Raw genomic sequence first — 17,042 nt, 5'->3', positions numbered from 1 at the left:
AGGTTGATCAGGTTGTTTATCTGTCTATTTGTTTTATCGGCGTCCATCCGCGTCATCCGCGTTCAATTGCCGTTATCGATTCACTTTTCACGACTTTCTAGAATGAACGTCACCGGCCCGTCGTTGACCAGATGCACCTGCATATCCGCCTGGAAGATGCCGGTGGCGACCGAAATCCCCAGCTCCTTTACCTTCGCAACGAACAGTTCATAGAGCCGGTTCGCCTCGTCGGAAGGGGCGGCCGTATCGAAGGAAGGGCGCCTCCCCTTGGCGCAGTTCCCCGCCAGGGTGAACTGGGAGACCGCCAGCATCGCACCGCCGGTGTCCTGCAGCGCCAGGTTCATCTTGCCGGCAGCATCCTCGAAGATGCGCAGTCCCACGATCTTCTCCGCCAGCCAGGCCGCGTCCCGCTCTCCGTCCCCCTTCTCCACCCCGAGCAGCACGAGCATGCCGCGGCCGATGGCGCCCACCGTCGCGCCGGCCACCTCCACCCGCGCCTCGGCAACCCGCTGAATGACCGCTTTCACGCGAATACCTTCGCGAACGTTTCCCGGTAGATGGCCAGCGCCTCGGCGCTGAAGGGGACGAACACCACCCGTTCCAGCTCAGGGTAGGCGGCAAGCGCCCCCTTCGCTTCCGTCAGGGCCACCTCGCACGCCTTCGTCATGGGGTAGCCGAAAACCCCCGCGCTGATGGCGGGGAAGGCGATGGACGTGAGCCCTTTTTCGTGGGCCACCTGAAAGCAGCGGCGGTAGCAGTTTTTCAGGAGCTCCGGCTCCCCCTCGTTCCCCCCGTGCCAGACCGGACCCACCGTGTGGATGACATGTTTCGCCGGGAGTCGGTACCCCCTGGTAATCTTCGCATCCCCCGTGGCGCACCCCCCCAGGGTGGCGCACTCCGCCACCAGCTCCGGCCCCGCCGCCCGGTGGATGGCGCCGTCCACTCCGCCGCCCCCCAGCAGCGTATTGTTGGCCGCATTGACAATGGCATCCACGGCAAGCCTGGTGATGTCCGCCTGGATGATTTCGATTTTTTCTTTCACGGTGGTGGCTCCTGGGGAAAGATTGAATAACGGGCCGGGCTTGACCCGCACTGGCGCACTTCTCAGCCCCGGTCGGCGTCCAAAGCCATGTATGTGCTATTTTTTTGTCGGTGTGAAAAGGATTGCAAACAGGGCTATTAAGGCAAAGATCAGCCAGCCAATCCATTCTCGTTTTGTGAACCCACGCTGGATGGTTCTGTCTCCTTCTTTTCTGGTAAGCAGTGAAGGCCAAATAAACAGATAACTCCATATTGTCGGTTTGAATTCTTGGCCTTCTTTGGTTGAGTCATTTCTCAGGATGATCCAGATAATAAACCCTGTGAAAAACAACACGGCTATAATCAGAAATCCGTATTTTAATAGAAACTCGGTCATTTCAAGCAACCTTCGGTTGGGCGCTGAGATCAGCTCGCGATAACCTCGCTGAAAACATCCAGAAATTCAGCCGGTGAAACAATCCTGAACGGGAATCTCTCCTCCTCTTTCAGCACCCCGAAATCCTTGTTGTCCCCTGTCACCAAGTAATCCGCCTTGCCGTTCACCGCCGACACAAGCACCGGCACATCCTTGTCCGCCGTGATGCCGAGATAGGGAACAAGCTCCTGCCAGGTTGGCAGCGGAACTACTTCAAGGTTCAGGCGAGGAAGATATTCCTGGTACAGGGGAAGGGCGGCTGGGAGCTTGCGGGAAAGATTACGCTCCACTTCCATGAGGTTATAGGCGCCCGTTAGCCCCTTCAGTGGAGTCAGATCGAGGCAGAGCAGGTCGAGGATGATGCGTGGCGCCCCCCGGTCGGACAGCAGGCCGGAGATGATCACGTTCGAGTCGAGGAACACCCTGCTAGCGGGCCGTTTTTTTGCCATACAGTTCCTCGAACAGCGCGGCTCGCTCTTCTTCCAACCCTGCAAGCACATCATCGGCGGCAAGGCCCGTGGCCCGGATAATGGTTCTGATCTGTCGCCGTGCCTCGTCCAGTTCAAGCCGCTTGGGTGTCACCAGGATGCTGTCGCCAAGAGGAATGATGGAAACCTCCTGCCCTTCTTCCAGCCGGCTGGCCTCACGGATATTCTTGGGAATGGTCAATTGTCCCCGCTGCCTTATTTCAGTGACACAGCTTCTTGCCGCTTTCATGGAGCACCTCCTTTTTCTGAATTCAGTATATCAGAATTCAGAAAATTTGATAGTGCTATGTATTCACCATATCCCGAAGAACCTTGAGGTTCACCTCGTCCATCTCGTCATTGTCCCCCTTGGGGGTCTCCAGTATCTTGGGTATATTCACGAAGCGCGGGTCGTTCATGATGAAGCGGAAACCGTTCGGCCCCATGGCCCCCTGCCCGATATGCTCGTGGCGGTCGACCCGGCAGTTGAGCCCCTTCTTGGAGTCGTTGATGTGAAAGCACTGAAGCAGGTCAAGGCCGATGATCCGGTCGAACTCGGCCATGACCTGACGGTATCCCGCCTCGGTGGTGATGTCGTAGCCGGCGGCAAAGGTATGGCAGGTGTCGTAGCATACGGCGAAGCGGTCGGGATAGGCAGTGCCGTCCATGATGGCGCGCAGGTGCTCGAAACGGTACCCCAGGTTGGTCCCCTGGCCGGCGGTGGTCTCCAGCAACACCTTTCCCGTATACTCGGGAACCAGAGCGAAGAGTTCGTCGAAGGAGGCACAGACCCGCTTGATCCCCACCTCTTCCCCATCGCCGTTGTGGGAGCCGGGGTGCATGACGATTTTGCTGATGCCAAGACGTTCACAGCGCCGCATCTCCTCGGCGAAGCCGGCAAGGCTCTTGTCCCGCACCTCACCCGGTGCGGCCCCCAGGTTGATGAGGTAGATGTCGTGGCAGACGATCTCGTGGAGGCCGGACCCGGCCCACTTTTCCCGGAACAGCGCCGCCTCGGTATCGGTGGGCATTTTCCCCCGCCACTGGTTGGAGTTCTGGGTGAATACCTGGATAACACCGCAGCCAGCCTTCACTCCCCGTTCAAGGGCAAGGTGGAGTCCACCGGCGATGGACATGTGGGCACCGAGATAATCTTTCATAAGAACCTTTCTTTACCACAGAGGACACAGAGGACTCGGAGTAAAGCAAAACCTTCAGGAACCACGGATTAAGTCGGAAAAACCTAATGCGCCCTGATGCTAAATCCGTGTCCAGAGTTGTTTGTCCTCAGCTTTTCTCTGTGTCCTCTGTGGTCAGAGCTTCAGATTTTCCCTGATTTTCGCGATCCGCTCGGCATAATCGGCTGGGGTGAGGTGCACCTCGGCATGGGGTTCGGCCCAGATGGGGCGCGGCCAGAGGGAGTCGGTGGCGAAGCGGGGAATGAGGTGCCAGTGCATGTGGGGGACCATGTTGCCGAGGAGTTCGTAGTTGATCTTGGCCGGCTGGAACAGCCGGTAAAGGGCGGCCGCCACGGAAGTAACTTCTTCCATGACGGCCGTCCGGACCTCCTGCTCCAGGTGGAACAGCTCGGTGACGTGATCTTTGGTGAAAACGAAGCAGTAGCCGGGAAAGAACTGGTCCCGGTTCAAAAGGACGTAGCAATGGGGAAGCTCCGCGATGCGGAGATCGGGCTCCACTTCCCATTTATTGCACATCGGGCAACCATTCATGGCAAACCTCGTAGGGGCGATCCCCGTGATCGCGCGAAAAAAGGGCAAACACAAGGTTTGCCCCTACAGGGTTACAGATTGATTTCGCCTGAAAACACCTCGGTTGCCGGCCCAGTCATATAGACGCTGCCGTCTTCTGCCCATTCCAGCTCCAGGTCGCCGCCGGAGAGGTGGTTGAGTATCTTCTTCTCGGTAAGGCCGTTGAGGACCCCGGCAGCGCAGACCGCGCTGGCGCCGGTGCCGCAGGCCAGGGTCTCACCGGCGCCCCGCTCCCAGGTCCGCTGGCGCACCTCGGTGCGGGAGATGATCTGGACGAACTCCACGTTGGTACGACGGGGGAACATGTGGTGGTTCTCGATGAGCGGCCCGTACTTCTCCACCTGGAAGTGCTCCACATTGTCCACAAAAATGACGCAGTGGGGATTCCCCATGGAGACGGTTGTAATGGCGAAGGTCTCGTGGAGGATATTGAGGGGAAGACCCACCACCTGGCTGTCCTGGGGGTCGCCAAGCATGGGGATCTGGGCGCGGGTGAGGCGGGGGGGGCCCATGTTGACCCGCACCTTCTCCACCTTGTCGACGCCGTTGGTGAAGAGCTGCAGGGTGAGGATGCCGGCGCCGGTCTCGGCGGATATCTCCTTTTTGGTCACGATGCCGTGGTCGTAAGCGTACTTTGCCACGCAGCGGATGCCGTTGCCGCACATCTCCGACTCGGAACCGTCGGAGTTGAACATCCGCATCCGCACGTCCGCCTTGTCCGACGGCATGATGAGGATGAGTCCATCGGAACCGATGCCGAAATTGCGGTTGGAAACCCGTATGGCCACCTGCTCCGGATTCTCGACCTGTTCCGCGAAGCAGTTCACGTAAACGTAATCGTTGCCGGCACCGTGCATCTTGGTGAATTTCATGCTCTATCTCCTTTATCACAGAGGACTTGAATAAGTTTCAGTAATAGCAAAAACTCCCGAAGGCAACAACAAAAAACCGCCCTGCTTGACCGGGCCCGACCTTTTCCGCTATCATACGACACTGTGAATCCGTGAGTGATGCTCATGTCTCGCGAATTCACCACTAAACGAAAGCGGAGACGTTCCATGGAACTGAAGAACAGGATATGGATGACCGGCAGCCTTGAGTGGTTCGCCTACATCGGCGGCGAAGAGGTCTATCTCGGCCAGAGGGAAGTCCCCTACCCCCTGGAGGAAGGAGACCGGTGGATCAACCAGTTGGGTGACGTCTTCGAGGTCAGAAACGGCGAGATCATCCTCCTGGAGCGGGTCGCTCCTCCCGAGAGACACTGGTAAGCCGGCCGGCCGACCCGGGTTTGCGTATCCGTCTGCGCAAACCCGGAAACCCGCCTTTTCCCCTGCCCACAGCCCGGCATCTCCACCCCCACCCCATCTCAAACCTGCACGACATCCTCCTCCTTTGCACGACCCGCCGTTGACAGTCGGATGCAGTCCGATAAACTTCCCCTAGTGGCCTGTCCAGCCAGAACAGGAAGGAAGCCCCATGCCCGAGGAAACTATCGGCTCCTGTACCGTCAAGCGACTGAGTATCCTGGATCCACAGGGGAACGCGGACGAGATCCTTCTCCCTCCCCTGAGGGGAGAGGATATCCGTCGCCTCTACGAATTGCTCGTCCTCTCCCGCACCTTCGATGGTCGGGCACTGGCGCTCCAGCGGGAGGGGCGACTCGGCACCTACCCTTCCATTCTCGGCCAGGAGGCGGCCCAGGTCGGAAGCGCCTTTGCCCTGGAAAAGAGCGACTGGGTCTTCCCCTCCTTCCGGGAAATGGGGATGCACATCACCCTCGGCTACCCGATGCACCTCCTCTACCAGTACTGGGCCGGCGACGAGCGCGGCCTTGTTTCCCCTGACGACCTGAATATCCTCCCCGTCTGCGTGGCAGTAGGCACCCACATCCCCCACGCGGTGGGGGCGGCCATGGCCGCCAGTTACCGCGGGGACAGGAACGCCGTGGTCTGCTATTTCGGCGACGGGGCCACCTCCAAGGGGGATTTCCACGAAGGGCTGAACATGGCAGGGGTCTTCCGGGCGCCGGTGGTCTTCATCTGCCAGAACAACCAGTGGGCCATCTCGGTCCCCTACGACCACCAGACCGCCGCTCCCTCCCTGGCCCAGAAGGCGTGGGGATACGGGTTCGAAGGGATCCAGGTGGACGGCAACGATGTCTTCGCCGTCTACCGGGCCACCCGTGCCGCCCTTGAAAAGGCGCGCAGCGGCGGCGGTCCGACCTTCATCGAATGCCACACCTACCGCATGGCCGACCACACCACTGCCGACGATGCCAGCCGCTACCGCCCCCCCGAAGAGGTTGCCGACTGGCGGGACAAGGACCCGGTCCTCCGCCTCCGCCGCTTCATGACCCAACGCCGCCTCTGGAACGAGGAGTACGAGCGGCGCGTGCTGGATGAGGCAACGGCAGCAGTAGACGAGGCGGTGCGCCGGGCGGAAAGCGCTCCGAAACCGGCAGCGACGGAGATATTCGATTACACCAACGCAGAGCTGAGTCCGCGTCAGGAACGCCAGAGAAAGGAAACCGGTTAGTGCTCCCTTCCCCCTTCCGCTTCCGGCTTCCTCGCTAAAGGATTTCCCATGCCCCAGATGAACATGGTACAGGCCTTGAACCTCGCCCTTCGCCAGGAGATGGAGCGGGATCCGAATGTGCTCCTCCTGGGGGAGGACGTGGGGCGGGACGGCGGGGTATTTCGCATCTCCGAAGGGCTCCAGGAGGAGTTCGGTGCGGATCGCGTCATCGACACCCCCCTCGCCGAATCGGGGATCGTCGGCACCGCCATCGGCATGGCCCTCTATGGTCTCAGGCCGGTGGCGGAGATCCAGTTCATGGGATTCATCTACGCCGCCTTCGATCAGCTCTGCTCCCACGCCGCGCGGATCCGCTCCCGTTCCCGGGGCCGCTTCACCTGCCCGCTGGTGGTGCGCACCCCTTACGGCGCCGGCATCAAGGCACCGGAACTCCACGAGGAAAGCACCGAGGCGTTCTTCTGTCACATGCCGGGGATCAAGGTGGTGGTACCTTCCGGCCCCTATAGCGCCAAGGGGCTCCTCGCCGCCGCCATCCGCGACCCCGACCCGGTCGTGTTCCTGGAGCCGACCCGCCTCTATCGCCTCATCAGGGAAGAGGTCCCCGAGGAGAAATACACCATTCCCCTCGGCCAGGCACGACTGGCACGGGAAGGGGACGACATCACCGTCATCTCCTGGGGAAGCATGGTGGAGCGGTCCCTCAAGGCAACGGAGGGGTACCGCGTCGACCTCCTGGACCTCCAGACCCTCTCCCCCTTCGACGAAGAGGCTGTCCTGGCATCGGTGCGCAAGACCGGCCGGGTGGTCATCGTCCAGGAGGCGGCCGAGACCTGCGGCTTCGGTGCGGAACTGTCGGCCACCATAGCCGCCCGGGCGATCCTCCACCTTCGCGCCCCCATCGTGCGGGTCGCGGGCTTCGACGTGACCATGCCGCTCCCCAAGTTGGAGGACCACTACATCCCGTCGGTGGAACGGATAGGGAAGGCGCTCGACGAGGTGCTGACGTACTGACTGCACTGACAATTTCGCTGATTGTGACTCATGTTCACCCTCCCCCAACAATCTAGCTCCTTCTCCCCTCGTGGGAGAGGGACGGGGAGAGGGGTTCGCACCTCTTTGACTTCTATAACGGAATTGGAGTAGATCATGCCCTTTGAATTCAAACTCCCCGATCTTGGCGAAGGGATAACCGAGGCAGAGCTGCGCCGCTGGCTGGTCAAGGAGGGGGACCGGGTCGCCGAGCACCAGGGGATTGCCGAGGTGGAGACGGATAAGGCCGTAGTGGAGATCCCTTCGCCGCGTGCCGGGCAGGTTGTGCATCTCCTGAGAAAGGAAGGGGAACTGGTGCCGGTGGGCGCGGTACTGCTCACCATCGCGCTCGATGGGGAAGAAGCGACACCCCGGCCGCGGTCCGTGGGGATCGTGGGAGAACTCCCCGAGGCGGAAGAGGTCAGGATCGAACCGAAGGTCGGGAAAGATGTGCTCGCCACCCCGGCGGTCAGGGCACTGGCCCGGGAGATGGGGGTCGATCTGGAGGGGATCACGGGAAGCGGGCCGCGGGGAAGCATTACGCGTGAAGACCTCCTCACGTCGACGGGAACAGCGACTTCTCCCCCGGACCTCTTCGGCGAGGTGGAACGGGTACCGCTTCGCGGGGTGCGCCGCACCATCGCTCGCAACCTCCTTCTCTCCCAGCGGCAGACCGCCTTCGTCACCGGCATGGAGGAGGCGGACGTCACCGAGCTCTGGCAACTCCGCGTCCGCGAGCGGGGGGAGATGCACGAGCGGGGTATCCACCTCACCTTCTTCCCCTTCATCATCAAGGCGGTGCAGCACGCCCTCCAGGAACACCCCTACCTCAACGCCTCCATCGACGACACCGCCGGCGAGATCATCCTCAAGAAATACTGCAACGTCGGCATTGCTGTGGACACGACCGACGGGCTCATGGTACCGGTCCTCCGGGATGTGGCCCACAAATCACCGCTGGAACTGGCCGAGGAACTGGATCGTCTCGGAGAGCGTGCCCGGGCACGCACCATCACCCTGGAGGAGATGCGGGGAAGCAGTTTCACCATCACCAACTACGGCCATTTCGGCGGCACCTACGCCACCCCCATCATCAACTACCCGGACGTGGCGATCCTCGGATGCGGCCGGATCGCCGAACGCCCCTGGGTGGTCAGCGGCGCCATCCTCATCCGCAGGATACTCCACCTTTCCCTGACCTTCGACCACCGGGTAACCGACGGGGTGGACGCGGCCCGTTTCCTCCGGAAAGTGGTGAAGTACCTGGAGGATCCTGCACTGCTCTTCATCGAAAGCGTATGAACTCCCTCGACCCGCTCTTTGCGCCCCGCAGCATCGCCCTCATCGGCGCCAGTCCCCGCACCGACAGCCCGGGAGGGATACTGCTGCACAACCTCTCCGGTTTCCGTGGAGATATCTACCCCGTCACCCCTGCCCATCGGGAAATCCGCGGGCTGACCTGTTACCCGGAACCGGCGGCGCTGCCGGAAAACGTCGACCTTGCAGTCATCCTCCGCCCCGCTGCCGAGGTGCCGGCAGTAGTAGCGGGGCTGCGCAACCGGTGTCGCTATGCCATCGTGGTCAGCGCCGGTTTTGCCGAAACCGGTCGGGGAGCGTTGCAGGAGGAACTGGCACGGGCCGGCCATGAAGCAGGTATACGACTCCTCGGTCCCAACTGCCTCGGGGTGTTCAACCCCGCCCGGCAGCTCGATACATTTTTTCTCCCTGCCGACCGGATGCGGCGGCCCCGGCGGGGCAACGTGGCGGTGGTCTCCCAGAGCGGCGCCGTCCTGGTCTCTCTCCTGGAAGGACTGGCAAAGATCGGATCGGGCGTTTCCCGGGCGGTCAATTACGGCAATGCCGTGGACCTGGATGCCCCCGAACTGTACGATTACCTGGCGGAAGATAGCGGAACCGACGTAGTCCTCGCCTATCTGGAATCGGTGGGAGACGGCCGCCGTTTCATTGCGGCGGCCCGGCGGCTGGCGGGACGCAAGCCACTTCTGCTCCTCAAGGCCGGCAAGGAGCGGAGCGGCCAGAGTGCCGCATTCTCCCACACCGGCCGCCTGGCGGGACGCTACGAAGTCTTCAGCTCCATCCTGCAACAAAACGGCCTCCGGGAAGTTGGTGAATTCGAGGAACTTCTCGACGGGGCCCGGGCCCTCTCCCTGCAACGGCAAGTCTCCGGAGCGAGGGTCTGCATCATAACCAACGCCGGCGGGGCGGGAGTGCTTGCCGTCGACGCCTGCATGCGGGGAGGACTGGAAACCCCTCCCCTTCCCCGTGATGTGCTGGAAGGACTTCGCCAGTCATTTCCTCCGTTCTATGCCGTCGGCAACCCACTCGACCTGACCGGTCAGGTGCGGGACGCCGACTACGGCAAAGCTCTCGCGGCTCTCCGTGACCACTATGACGCCTTCCTGGTCATTGCCCTGACCGGTGTGGCGGGGGTGACCCTCGGCCTGGCTGACATTCTCGTGAAATTCAGAGCTGGCATCTCCAAACCCCTTGTCGCCCACGTGGCTCAAGGGAGACTGGCAGGCAAGCTGGAAAAGCTCCTGGTGAAGTCCGGGATACCGGCTTTCCCGACGCCGGAACGGGCAGCACGGGGGATCAGACTGCTTCTGGGGGGAGGGGGATGAACCGGGCACGTGCACAACTTCTGACACTCCGCACCGCCACTCTCGGTCGCGGTTCCTGCCTGGAGCACGAGGTGAAGGGAATGCTGGCGAAACTGGGACTGCCGGTTCCCCGCGGCTGTTTTATCACCACCGGCCGGCCGCTCCCCGAACCGCTCGGCCTGGAGTTCCCCCTCGTGGCCAAGGTGACAGCACCCGGTCTTGCCGGCAAGAGCGACGTGGGAGGAGTCCGTATCGCTATCAGGGATGGTGCCGACCTGTACCGGAGCGTGGCGGAACTCTCCGCCATCCCCGGTGCCGTGGGGGTGCTCGTGGAGGAGATGGCACCGCCGGGGTTAGAGGTGATCGTCGGCGGCAGCCGGGACCCCCAGTTCGGCCCCATCGTCATGTTCGGCCTGGGCGGCATCCTGGTGGAACTTTACCGGGACGTGGCCTTCGGTCTTGCCCCCCTGACCGAGGAAGATGCCCTGCGCCTCGTCCGTCAGCCGAAGGGTGCCCAACTGCTGGACCGGTTCCGTGGCAGGCCGGCGCTGGACATGCCGGCGCTGGTACGGATCATGGTAGCGGTTTCCGAGATCATGGCCACCGGCATGGTGGAGGAGATAGACCTCAACCCGGTGACCCTCTACCCTGCCGGCGCCATAGTGCTCGATGCAAAGCTGCGCTTCAGGGATACGCCTGAAGTTGCCCATAACCCCACAAAGGAGGAAGAGAACATGGCAACCTGGAAATGCACAACCTGCGGCTATACCAAGGAAGGGCGCTGCAAGCCCCAGAAATGCCCCCAGTGTCAGTCGAAGGGGAATTTCGAGAAAGCTGAGTGAAACTAACCTGAAGCCGTGAGGGATGGGTGTTCCGTTGTGCTCAGAGTCCCCTCGCGCCGCCGCTGTACAGCTCATTGAGCGCCGACCGATCAACTCACCCTGACGGGTTCGAACACGATCGGTCGGCTTTGCTCAATTTCGCCTACAGCGACTGGCGCTCGGGCACATTCGCTCCGCGGAACACCCATCCCTCATGGGTCGTAATTGTCATTGTATTTTACCTTCAATATGATATAAGTAAAAAAATTTACTTTCGCTAAAAAACGGAGTAGCCATGAACATCCATGAGTACCAGGCAAAGGAGATTCTGAATGCCTTCGGCATCCCGATCCCCCGTGGGCGGGTGGCGCTCACCTCGGACCAGGTGGAGCGGGCGTCCAAGGAGTTTGGCGGGCGTTGCGTGGTGAAGGCGCAGATTTATGCCGGCGGGCGCGGCAAGGCAGGCGGGGTGAAACTGGTCCACCATCCTGAGCAGGCCCAGGATTACGGCAAAGAGCTGTTCGGTCGCCGCCTCGTCACCCCCCAGACCGGCCCGGAAGGGCTCAAGGTGCGCCGCATCCTGGTGGAAGAGGCGGTGGAGATCGCCCGCGAATTCTATCTCTCCATCACCCTCGACCGCGGCTCTTCCCGCTACTGCCTCATCGCCTCGGCCGAGGGGGGGGTGGAGATCGAGGAGGTGGCCCAGAAGACACCGGAGAAGATTCACAAGCTCTTCATCGATCCGTTCACCGGCCTGCGCCCTTTCCAGGCCCGCAAGATCGCCCTGGCCCTCGGGCTCACCGGCACCCTCTGCGAAGACTGCGTGGAACTTATGCTCAACCTCTACCGGGTCTGCCTGGAAAAGGACTGCGCCCTGGTGGAGATCAACCCCCTCGTGGTGACCAAGGCGGGGTGGCTCATGGCCATGGATGCCAAGATCACCTTCGACGACAACGCCATCTTCCGCCACCGGGAATATCCGGACATGATGGACTACTCCCAGCTCGACCCCCTGGAAATCAACGCCGGCAAGTACGACCTCTCCTACATCAAGCTCGCCGGCAACATCGGCTGCATGGTGAACGGGGCCGGCCTGGCCATGGCCACCTTGGACGTGCTCAAGGAGTGCGGCGGCGAACCGGCCAACTTCCTGGACGTGGGGGGGGGAGCCACCCGGGAGAAGGTGGCCGAGGCGTTCAAGATCATCCTGGAAGACGGAGACGTGAAGGGGGTCTTCGTCAATATCTTCGGCGGCATCATGCGCTGCGACGTCATCGCCCAGGGGATCATCGAGGCTGCCTCCGAGGTCCACTGCACTCTCCCCATCGTGGTGCGGATGGACGGTTCCCAGGTTGAGGAAGGGAAGCGGCTCCTGGCGGAGTCGGGGCTCAACGTCCAGACCGCCGACAACCTGGGAGACGGCGCCGCGCGCATCGTGAAGATGCTCGGATGAACCGCGCCTTTTCCGCCAGCTCTGCGTAAGTCTTCGGGATCGCTTGTGCAGCGTAGCGCTGTTTATGCCCGGTGTTCGGGTACTACGCCTCCGCGCTCTCCCTCGACGCCTTGATCTGGCGAAAAAATCGCGGTTCCGGCTTACGTCTATAATCATCGCACTTTTCAGGAGAGATGAATCATGTCCATACTGATCAACAAGGATTCCAAGATCGTCGTCCAGGGGATCACCGGCAGGAGCGGCCTGTTTCACACCCAGCAGTGCCGTGACTACGGGAGCCACATTGTCGCCGGCGTCACCCCCGGCAAGGGAGGGATCCACATCGAGGGTATCCCGGTCTTCAACACCGTCGAGGAGGCTGTCCGCTACACCGGCGCCAACGTCTCCATGATCTTCGTACCTCCGCCGGGGGCGGCCGACGCCATCCTCGAAGCGGCCTCCGCCGGCATCGACCTGGCGGTCTGCATCACCGAGGGGATCCCGGTCCGGGATATGGTCCCGGTCAAGCGGATCATCCAGGAGAGCAAGACCCGTCTCATCGGCCCCAACTGCCCCGGCATCATTACCCCCGGCGAATGCAAGGTGGGGATCATGCCCGGCTACATCCACAAGAAGGGGAAGATCGGCATCGTCTCCCGCAGCGGCACCCTTACCTACGAGGCGGTCAAGCAGGTGACCGAAGCGGGCCTGGGGCAGTCCACCTGCGTCGGGATCGGCGGCGACCCGATCATCGGCATGAATTTCATCGATTGCCTGAAGCTGTTCAACGAGGACCCGAAGACCGAGGGGGTCTTCATGATCGGTGAAATCGGCGGCACGGCGGAAGAAGAAGCCGCCTGGTGGATAAAGGAGAACATGAAGAAGCCGGTGGCCTCGTTCATTGCCGGCGTCACCGCACCGCCGGGGAAACGGATGGGGCACGCCGGCGCCATCATCACCGGCGGCAAGGGGAAGGCGGAGGACAAGATACAGACCCTGGAAGAGTGCGGCGTCATGGTAACGAAAAGCCCGACCCGCATGGGGGAAGCAATGCTGGCCGCTCTGGAAAGAAAGTAAGAGACATCCCACCGAGCCGGAGGAGAACCCTCCGGCGTTTTCCCCTCATGTACGTCACTCTTCCCCGGAAGAACGGGATTTCCCGCGCGTTGGCGGTTGCATTCCTCTACGTTTCGTATATACTGGATTGACTTCACTCTGCAAGGAGCCTCTATGGACATTGTAGGCATTGCCGCGGTTATCGTGGCATTAACCCTGGTGGTTCTGGCCGCCTTCCTGATTCCGGCCGTCATAGAAATCAGGAAAACCGCCTCCGCCCTGCGCGACTTCATCACCGGAACGGACAGCGAACTGAAACCACTGCTGAGGGACCTGCAATCGACCCTTGCCGATTTAAAAGCCATCACCGGCGAAGCATCGACCCGGACCGACGACGTCAAGTGCTTTATGGAGGCGCTGGGGGATGCGGGACGCAACCTGCGGACCATCAACGGCGTGGTCGGGTCGGTCTCGGGCGTGCTTGCAAGCTCCTCCATGTGGCTCACCGGCGCCAGGGTCGCCGGCAAATTCATTCTCGAAAGAATTTCAAGGAAGGGAGGGAAATAACATGTCAGACAACGAAAACGGGGTAAGCACGGGTACTGTTATGCTTTCTTTTCTGGCCGGCGCGGCGGTAGGCGCTGGACTGGCGCTCCTCTACGCCCCCAAGTCGGGGAGGGAACTGCGGGAGCAGATCTCGGATCTGGCCGAAGATGCGGTCGACAAGATCAAGGAGTACACCAAGGAAGCGCAGGAAAAAGTCAAGTCCACCCTGGAAGAGGGGAAGGACATCATCAAGGAGAAGAAGTCGATCCTCTCCACCGCGATCGAAGCGGGTAAAGAGGCAATGGAACGGGAAAAGGAAAAGTACAAGGAAGCATGATCCTCCCCTTTGTTTGCCAAAAGCCCACCTCGCGTGGGCTTTTTTTGTCCCACACTGACGATTGCAGGAAGAAATCATGGGAAACAGCGAACGTCACAACGGTTTACTGACCTTCTTTTCCACCACCCTGTGGGAACTGGAGCCCGACCATTACCGCGGCGTGCGCCGGCACGGGCTGCGATACCTGCAGATCATTGCCCTCGTCGCGCGGGATTTCTGGCTCGACCAGTGCCCGCTCCGGGCTGCAGCCCTTTCCTTCACCACCATCCTGTCACTTGTGCCGTTCTTTGCCCTCACCTTCGCCGTCCTCAAGGGGCTGGGAGTCCAGAACAAGCTGGAGCCCCTCATCCTGGAGCAGGTGACCGCCGGCTCCCAACAGATGATCAGCAACATCGTCCTCTACATCAACAACACCAACATGACCTCCATGGGGGCAGTCGGACTGGTGGGCCTGATTGTCACGGTGATAGCACTGCTGGCCAACATCGAAGAAGCTTTCAACGTCATCTGGGGGGTGCGGGAAACCCGTTCCCTCTACCGCAAGTTCAGCGACTACCTGAGCGTGGTGGTGAGCGGTCCGCTGCTGCTTCTGGCCGCGACCAGCATCACTACGAGCCTGCAGAGCCAGGCTCTCGTCAAACGGTTCATCAGCACCACCTATCTCGGCGACATTCTCCTGTTCGGTTTCCAGCTCGTTCCCTATCTCAGCATCGCCCTCGCCCTGGTCTTCCTCTACATCTTCATCCCCAACACCACCGTCCGTTTCAGGTCGGCCCTCATCGGTGGCCTCCTGGCAGGTGCGTCCTGGCAGATTGCCCAGTGGGGCTATATCCATTTCCAGGTCGGCGTATCCCGTTACAACGCCATCTATGGGACAATGGCCGCCCTCCCTGTTCTCATGGTCTGGATCTATACCAGCTGGCTCATCGTGCTGTTCGGTGTGGAGATGGTTTACGCCCATCAGAACCTGCGGACCTTCCTCCGCGAACAGCGGGCCGGATCCATGAGCCACAGCGTCAGGGAATTGCTGGCGCTGGCCATACTTCAGGACATTGCCGCGGCCTTCCATAAAGGTCATGCGGCCTGGACTGCCGAACAGCTCGCAGAGGACCTGGATGTTCCCCTGCGGGTGGTACGGGAACTGCTCGACCTTCTGGCGACCGCCGGTTACCTGGCGGAAACGGCCAGCCCCCACCCAGGCTGGCAGCCCGCCAGAGACCTGGAATGCATCCCCCTGCAAGAGGTTTTGAAGACCATCAAGGAACACGGCATCGGATGCCGCATCACGCGCCTGACCCGTAGAGAACAGTGGCTCAGGGCAATCCTGGACCGGGTGGAAAAGGGGGGAGAAGACGCCCTGGCAGGAATGACCCTCCACGACCTGGTCGCCACCCAACCTCCTGCCACACCTGCCGCCTCGGCCCCGCCAGATTAGCCGTTTATAACCATACCGCGACAGGCTGTGCGTTGACAAAGCGGGACGAATAACATATAGTGGGCCTAAAAACAGGCACTTGCGAGATACGGTCCATGCGGGATTTCAAACATATAGCGGGGCGGAAACGTCCGTTCAGGCTGCGACTGTTCGGTCGTCACCGGACAAACTCCTTGAACTCCTTCAAGATGCAGGTCGAGCCAAAACCGGACAGAAAGTGGCTTCGCTACGTATTGCCATGCCTGGCCGTCATTCTTGCGGCCTATCCGGTGGGCAGCCTCCTCTTCAGCGCGCGAAACGCCGTCTCCAGCGTCAACAAGACACCGCCGCCGGTTACCAAGGTCAAACCCTACGGGGAACTGACTGATGGCCAGTCGTTCCGTCTCGGAACCGAAGCCCTCCACGCTTCCCGATATGAGGGGGAGCGCCTGGTGGCCCCCCTCGCCGACGGCGGCAAAATGGTCTACACCTTTGACCAGGAACTGCAAACCCGGGTGATGAAAGTCCTGGAAAGTTATCGGGTCCCCTACGGTGCATTTGTCGCCATCGAGCCGAAAACCGGTCGAATCCTCGCCATGGCCGGCTATTCGGCGGCCGATCCGTCATGGGCGGACCAGTCCTGCTACAATCTTTACCCAATGGCATCCCTCTTCAAGATCGTCACGGCAGCCGCCGCCCTCGAACAGAAGAAGGTCAATGCCACGACGGTCATGCCGTTCAGTGGAAGACTCACCTCGGAAAACCCCAAATACTGGGACGCCCCGCCCCCCCGCAAGGGGAGACAGGGGCAACAGATGGACCTGACCATGGCCATGGGAAAATCGGTCAACCCGGTCTTCGGAAGGCTAGCCAGCGATGTGGTCGGACGCGATTCCCTCATGGCATCCGCTGTCCTCTTCGGCTTCAACCAGCCCCTCTTCCCCGAAACGCCGGTAACCCCGAGCGTCGCCCAGGAACCCCGGGACAATCTGGATCTCAGGCGGATGGGTGCCGGTCTCAGCAGGGAAGTGAAAATTTCTCCACTCCACGCCGCGGCACTCATGGCTGCCATTGCCAATGACGGCACTCTCATGAAACCGTTTCTGGCTGAAGAGATACGAAACGGCAAGGGAGAAGAGATCTACAGTCCCAAGGCCCAGCCCCTGCGGCGTCTCGTCACCCCCGAAAACGCCTCCGAACTGGGGAAGATGCTTTCATCCACCGTCAGCAGCGGCACATCCCGGAAGGCCTTTCACGACCGGCGAGGTCGACCGAAACTGGCAACAGTCGACATTGCCGCAAAAACCGGCTCCATTAATGGCATCAATCCCACCGGCCATTACAGCTGGTTTGCCGCCTACGCCCCTGCCAACGACCCGCAGATTGCCCTGGTAGCGCTCGTCGTCAACAGTGACAAGTGGCGGATCAAGGCTTCGTATGTGGGAGAGCAGGCACTGGAAGCTTTTTTCAAATGAGGGAAACGCAGCTTTTGCGCAATCTCTGCGTTGCTCTTCGGGATTCCGTGTACGGCGTACCATCAGGTACGCCTCCGTGTCATC

The 17,042-nt window shown here is 61.1% G+C and carries 20 protein-coding genes and 1 pseudogene; 13 read left to right on the top strand and 8 right to left on the bottom strand.

All coding sequences use genetic code 11. From position 1 onward, the window contains the following. Window positions 1–80 precede the first annotated feature (80 nt). From dtd to dapF, 8 genes are all read right to left on the bottom strand, one after another. The gene (dtd, locus tag KI810_RS06505) at window positions 81–527 is read right to left on the bottom strand and encodes a D-aminoacyl-tRNA deacylase (protein WP_214174622.1); all 447 of its coding nucleotides are present in this window, start codon (window positions 525–527) and stop codon (window positions 81–83) included. After that, window positions 524–1,042: an O-acetyl-ADP-ribose deacetylase gene (locus KI810_RS06500; RefSeq protein WP_214174621.1), complete on the bottom strand. Its 519-nt coding sequence runs from the start codon at window positions 1,040–1,042 to the stop codon at window positions 524–526. Before KI810_RS06500 ends, dtd begins: the two co-directional genes overlap by 4 nt. 96 nt (window positions 1,043–1,138) lie before the next feature. Further along, complete coding sequence (locus KI810_RS06495; RefSeq protein WP_214174620.1) at window positions 1,139–1,417, bottom strand: hypothetical protein; 279 nt, start codon at window positions 1,415–1,417, stop codon at window positions 1,139–1,141. A 29-nt stretch (window positions 1,418–1,446) separates the two neighbouring features. Continuing rightward, window positions 1,447–1,905, bottom strand: a complete 459-nt coding sequence (locus KI810_RS06490; RefSeq protein WP_214174619.1) for a PIN domain-containing protein — start codon at window positions 1,903–1,905, stop codon at window positions 1,447–1,449. Continuing rightward, entirely contained in the window at window positions 1,883–2,173 is a 291-nt protein-coding gene (locus KI810_RS06485) for an AbrB/MazE/SpoVT family DNA-binding domain-containing protein (protein ID WP_214174618.1), read from the bottom strand. Before KI810_RS06485 ends, KI810_RS06490 begins: the two co-directional genes overlap by 23 nt. 55 nt (window positions 2,174–2,228) lie before the next feature. Continuing rightward, entirely contained in the window at window positions 2,229–3,083 is an 855-nt protein-coding gene (locus tag KI810_RS06480) for a deoxyribonuclease IV (protein ID WP_214174617.1), read from the bottom strand. A gap of 153 nt (window positions 3,084–3,236) precedes the next feature. Continuing rightward, on the bottom strand, window positions 3,237–3,653 hold the full coding sequence (locus tag KI810_RS06475) for an HIT family protein (RefSeq protein ID WP_214174616.1): 417 nt from the start codon (window positions 3,651–3,653) through the stop codon (window positions 3,237–3,239). A 71-nt stretch (window positions 3,654–3,724) separates the two neighbouring features. After that, a complete protein-coding gene (dapF, locus tag KI810_RS06470; protein WP_214174615.1) occupies window positions 3,725–4,564 on the bottom strand; it encodes a diaminopimelate epimerase in 840 nt (279 codons plus the stop codon). Window positions 4,565–4,750: 186 nt separating this feature from the next. On the opposite strand from dapF, the gene KI810_RS06465 reads away from it, so the two are divergent. The 13 genes and pseudogenes from KI810_RS06465 to KI810_RS06405 all read left to right on the top strand — a co-directional run bounded on the left by KI810_RS06465 (window position 4,751) and on the right by KI810_RS06405 (window position 16,958). Beyond that, window positions 4,751–4,960, top strand: coding sequence for a hypothetical protein (locus KI810_RS06465; RefSeq protein WP_214174614.1), 210 nt, complete (start codon window positions 4,751–4,753; stop codon window positions 4,958–4,960). Between the two features lie 208 nt (window positions 4,961–5,168). Further along, window positions 5,169–6,227, top strand: a complete 1,059-nt coding sequence (pdhA, locus tag KI810_RS06460) for a pyruvate dehydrogenase (acetyl-transferring) E1 component subunit alpha (RefSeq protein WP_214174613.1) — start codon at window positions 5,169–5,171, stop codon at window positions 6,225–6,227. Between the two features lie 48 nt (window positions 6,228–6,275). Further along, complete coding sequence (locus KI810_RS06455; protein ID WP_214174612.1) at window positions 6,276–7,238, top strand: alpha-ketoacid dehydrogenase subunit beta; 963 nt, start codon at window positions 6,276–6,278, stop codon at window positions 7,236–7,238. Window positions 7,239–7,373: 135 nt separating this feature from the next. Then, complete coding sequence (locus KI810_RS06450; RefSeq protein WP_214174611.1) at window positions 7,374–8,558, top strand: dihydrolipoamide acetyltransferase family protein; 1,185 nt, start codon at window positions 7,374–7,376, stop codon at window positions 8,556–8,558. After that, window positions 8,555–9,898 carry an acetate--CoA ligase family protein gene (locus tag KI810_RS06445; RefSeq protein ID WP_214174610.1) on the top strand — a complete coding sequence of 448 codons (1,344 nt, stop codon included), beginning with the start codon at window positions 8,555–8,557 and terminating at the stop codon, window positions 9,896–9,898. Before KI810_RS06450 ends, KI810_RS06445 begins: the two co-directional genes overlap by 4 nt. Beyond that, a pseudogene (locus tag KI810_RS06440) lies at window positions 9,895–10,548 on the top strand (acetate--CoA ligase family protein); the annotation flags it as partial. The gene KI810_RS06445 and the pseudogene KI810_RS06440, both read left to right, overlap by 4 nt. Before the next feature lie 63 nt (window positions 10,549–10,611). After that, a complete protein-coding gene (locus tag KI810_RS17670) occupies window positions 10,612–10,719 on the top strand; it encodes an RCKP-type rubredoxin-like domain-containing protein (protein ID WP_214174747.1) in 108 nt (35 codons plus the stop codon). Between the two features lie 274 nt (window positions 10,720–10,993). Continuing rightward, window positions 10,994–12,151: an ADP-forming succinate--CoA ligase subunit beta gene (sucC, locus tag KI810_RS06430; protein WP_214174609.1), complete on the top strand. Its 1,158-nt coding sequence runs from the start codon at window positions 10,994–10,996 to the stop codon at window positions 12,149–12,151. Window positions 12,152–12,331: 180 nt separating this feature from the next. Continuing rightward, a complete protein-coding gene (gene sucD / locus KI810_RS06425; RefSeq protein ID WP_214174608.1) occupies window positions 12,332–13,207 on the top strand; it encodes a succinate--CoA ligase subunit alpha in 876 nt (291 codons plus the stop codon). Window positions 13,208–13,360: 153 nt separating this feature from the next. Beyond that, window positions 13,361–13,753, top strand: coding sequence for a DUF948 domain-containing protein (locus KI810_RS06420; protein ID WP_214174607.1), 393 nt, complete (start codon window positions 13,361–13,363; stop codon window positions 13,751–13,753). 1 nt (window position 13,754) lies between these two features. Continuing rightward, window positions 13,755–14,069: a YtxH domain-containing protein gene (locus KI810_RS06415; RefSeq protein WP_214174606.1), complete on the top strand. Its 315-nt coding sequence runs from the start codon at window positions 13,755–13,757 to the stop codon at window positions 14,067–14,069. A 76-nt stretch (window positions 14,070–14,145) separates the two neighbouring features. After that, a complete protein-coding gene (locus KI810_RS06410; RefSeq protein WP_214174605.1) occupies window positions 14,146–15,504 on the top strand; it encodes a YhjD/YihY/BrkB family envelope integrity protein in 1,359 nt (452 codons plus the stop codon). Window positions 15,505–15,599: 95 nt separating this feature from the next. Then, complete coding sequence (locus KI810_RS06405; protein ID WP_214174604.1) at window positions 15,600–16,958, top strand: penicillin-binding transpeptidase domain-containing protein; 1,359 nt, start codon at window positions 15,600–15,602, stop codon at window positions 16,956–16,958. The last annotated feature ends 84 nt before the right edge of the window (window positions 16,959–17,042 follow it).

Source organism: Geomobilimonas luticola (assembly GCF_018476905.1).
GTDB classification, from domain to species: Bacteria; Desulfobacterota; Desulfuromonadia; order Geobacterales; family Geobacteraceae; genus Geomobilimonas; species Geomobilimonas luticola.
Note: the sequence above shows the minus strand (reverse complement) of the source record. Positions and strands in the feature narration are given on the sequence as shown.

Bases quoted from the DNA above. Each gene is read 5' to 3' on its own strand.
- KI810_RS06405 (WP_214174604.1), top strand. From the start codon at position 15,600: ATGCGGGATTTCAAACATATAGCGGGGCGGAAACGTCCGTTCAGGCTG.
- sucC (WP_214174609.1), top strand. From the start codon at position 10,994: ATGAACATCCATGAGTACCAGGCAAAGGAGATTCTGAATGCCTTCGGC.
- KI810_RS06475 (WP_214174616.1), bottom strand. From the start codon at position 3,653: ATGAATGGTTGCCCGATGTGCAATAAATGGGAAGTGGAGCCCGATCTC.
- KI810_RS06450 (WP_214174611.1), top strand. From the start codon at position 7,374: ATGCCCTTTGAATTCAAACTCCCCGATCTTGGCGAAGGGATAACCGAG.
- pdhA (WP_214174613.1), top strand. From the start codon at position 5,169: ATGCCCGAGGAAACTATCGGCTCCTGTACCGTCAAGCGACTGAGTATC.
- KI810_RS06495 (WP_214174620.1), bottom strand. From the start codon at position 1,417: ATGACCGAGTTTCTATTAAAATACGGATTTCTGATTATAGCCGTGTTG.
- KI810_RS06420 (WP_214174607.1), top strand. From the start codon at position 13,361: ATGGACATTGTAGGCATTGCCGCGGTTATCGTGGCATTAACCCTGGTG.
- KI810_RS06490 (WP_214174619.1), bottom strand. From the start codon at position 1,905: ATGGCAAAAAAACGGCCCGCTAGCAGGGTGTTCCTCGACTCGAACGTG.
- KI810_RS06410 (WP_214174605.1), top strand. From the start codon at position 14,146: ATGGGAAACAGCGAACGTCACAACGGTTTACTGACCTTCTTTTCCACC.
- dapF (WP_214174615.1), bottom strand. From the start codon at position 4,564: ATGAAATTCACCAAGATGCACGGTGCCGGCAACGATTACGTTTACGTG.
- KI810_RS06455 (WP_214174612.1), top strand. From the start codon at position 6,276: ATGCCCCAGATGAACATGGTACAGGCCTTGAACCTCGCCCTTCGCCAG.
- KI810_RS06465 (WP_214174614.1), top strand. From the start codon at position 4,751: ATGGAACTGAAGAACAGGATATGGATGACCGGCAGCCTTGAGTGGTTC.
- KI810_RS17670 (WP_214174747.1), top strand. From the start codon at position 10,612: ATGGCAACCTGGAAATGCACAACCTGCGGCTATACCAAGGAAGGGCGC.
- KI810_RS06445 (WP_214174610.1), top strand. From the start codon at position 8,555: ATGAACTCCCTCGACCCGCTCTTTGCGCCCCGCAGCATCGCCCTCATC.
- KI810_RS06415 (WP_214174606.1), top strand. From the start codon at position 13,755: ATGTCAGACAACGAAAACGGGGTAAGCACGGGTACTGTTATGCTTTCT.
- sucD (WP_214174608.1), top strand. From the start codon at position 12,332: ATGTCCATACTGATCAACAAGGATTCCAAGATCGTCGTCCAGGGGATC.
- KI810_RS06485 (WP_214174618.1), bottom strand. From the start codon at position 2,173: ATGAAAGCGGCAAGAAGCTGTGTCACTGAAATAAGGCAGCGGGGACAA.
- KI810_RS06480 (WP_214174617.1), bottom strand. From the start codon at position 3,083: ATGAAAGATTATCTCGGTGCCCACATGTCCATCGCCGGTGGACTCCAC.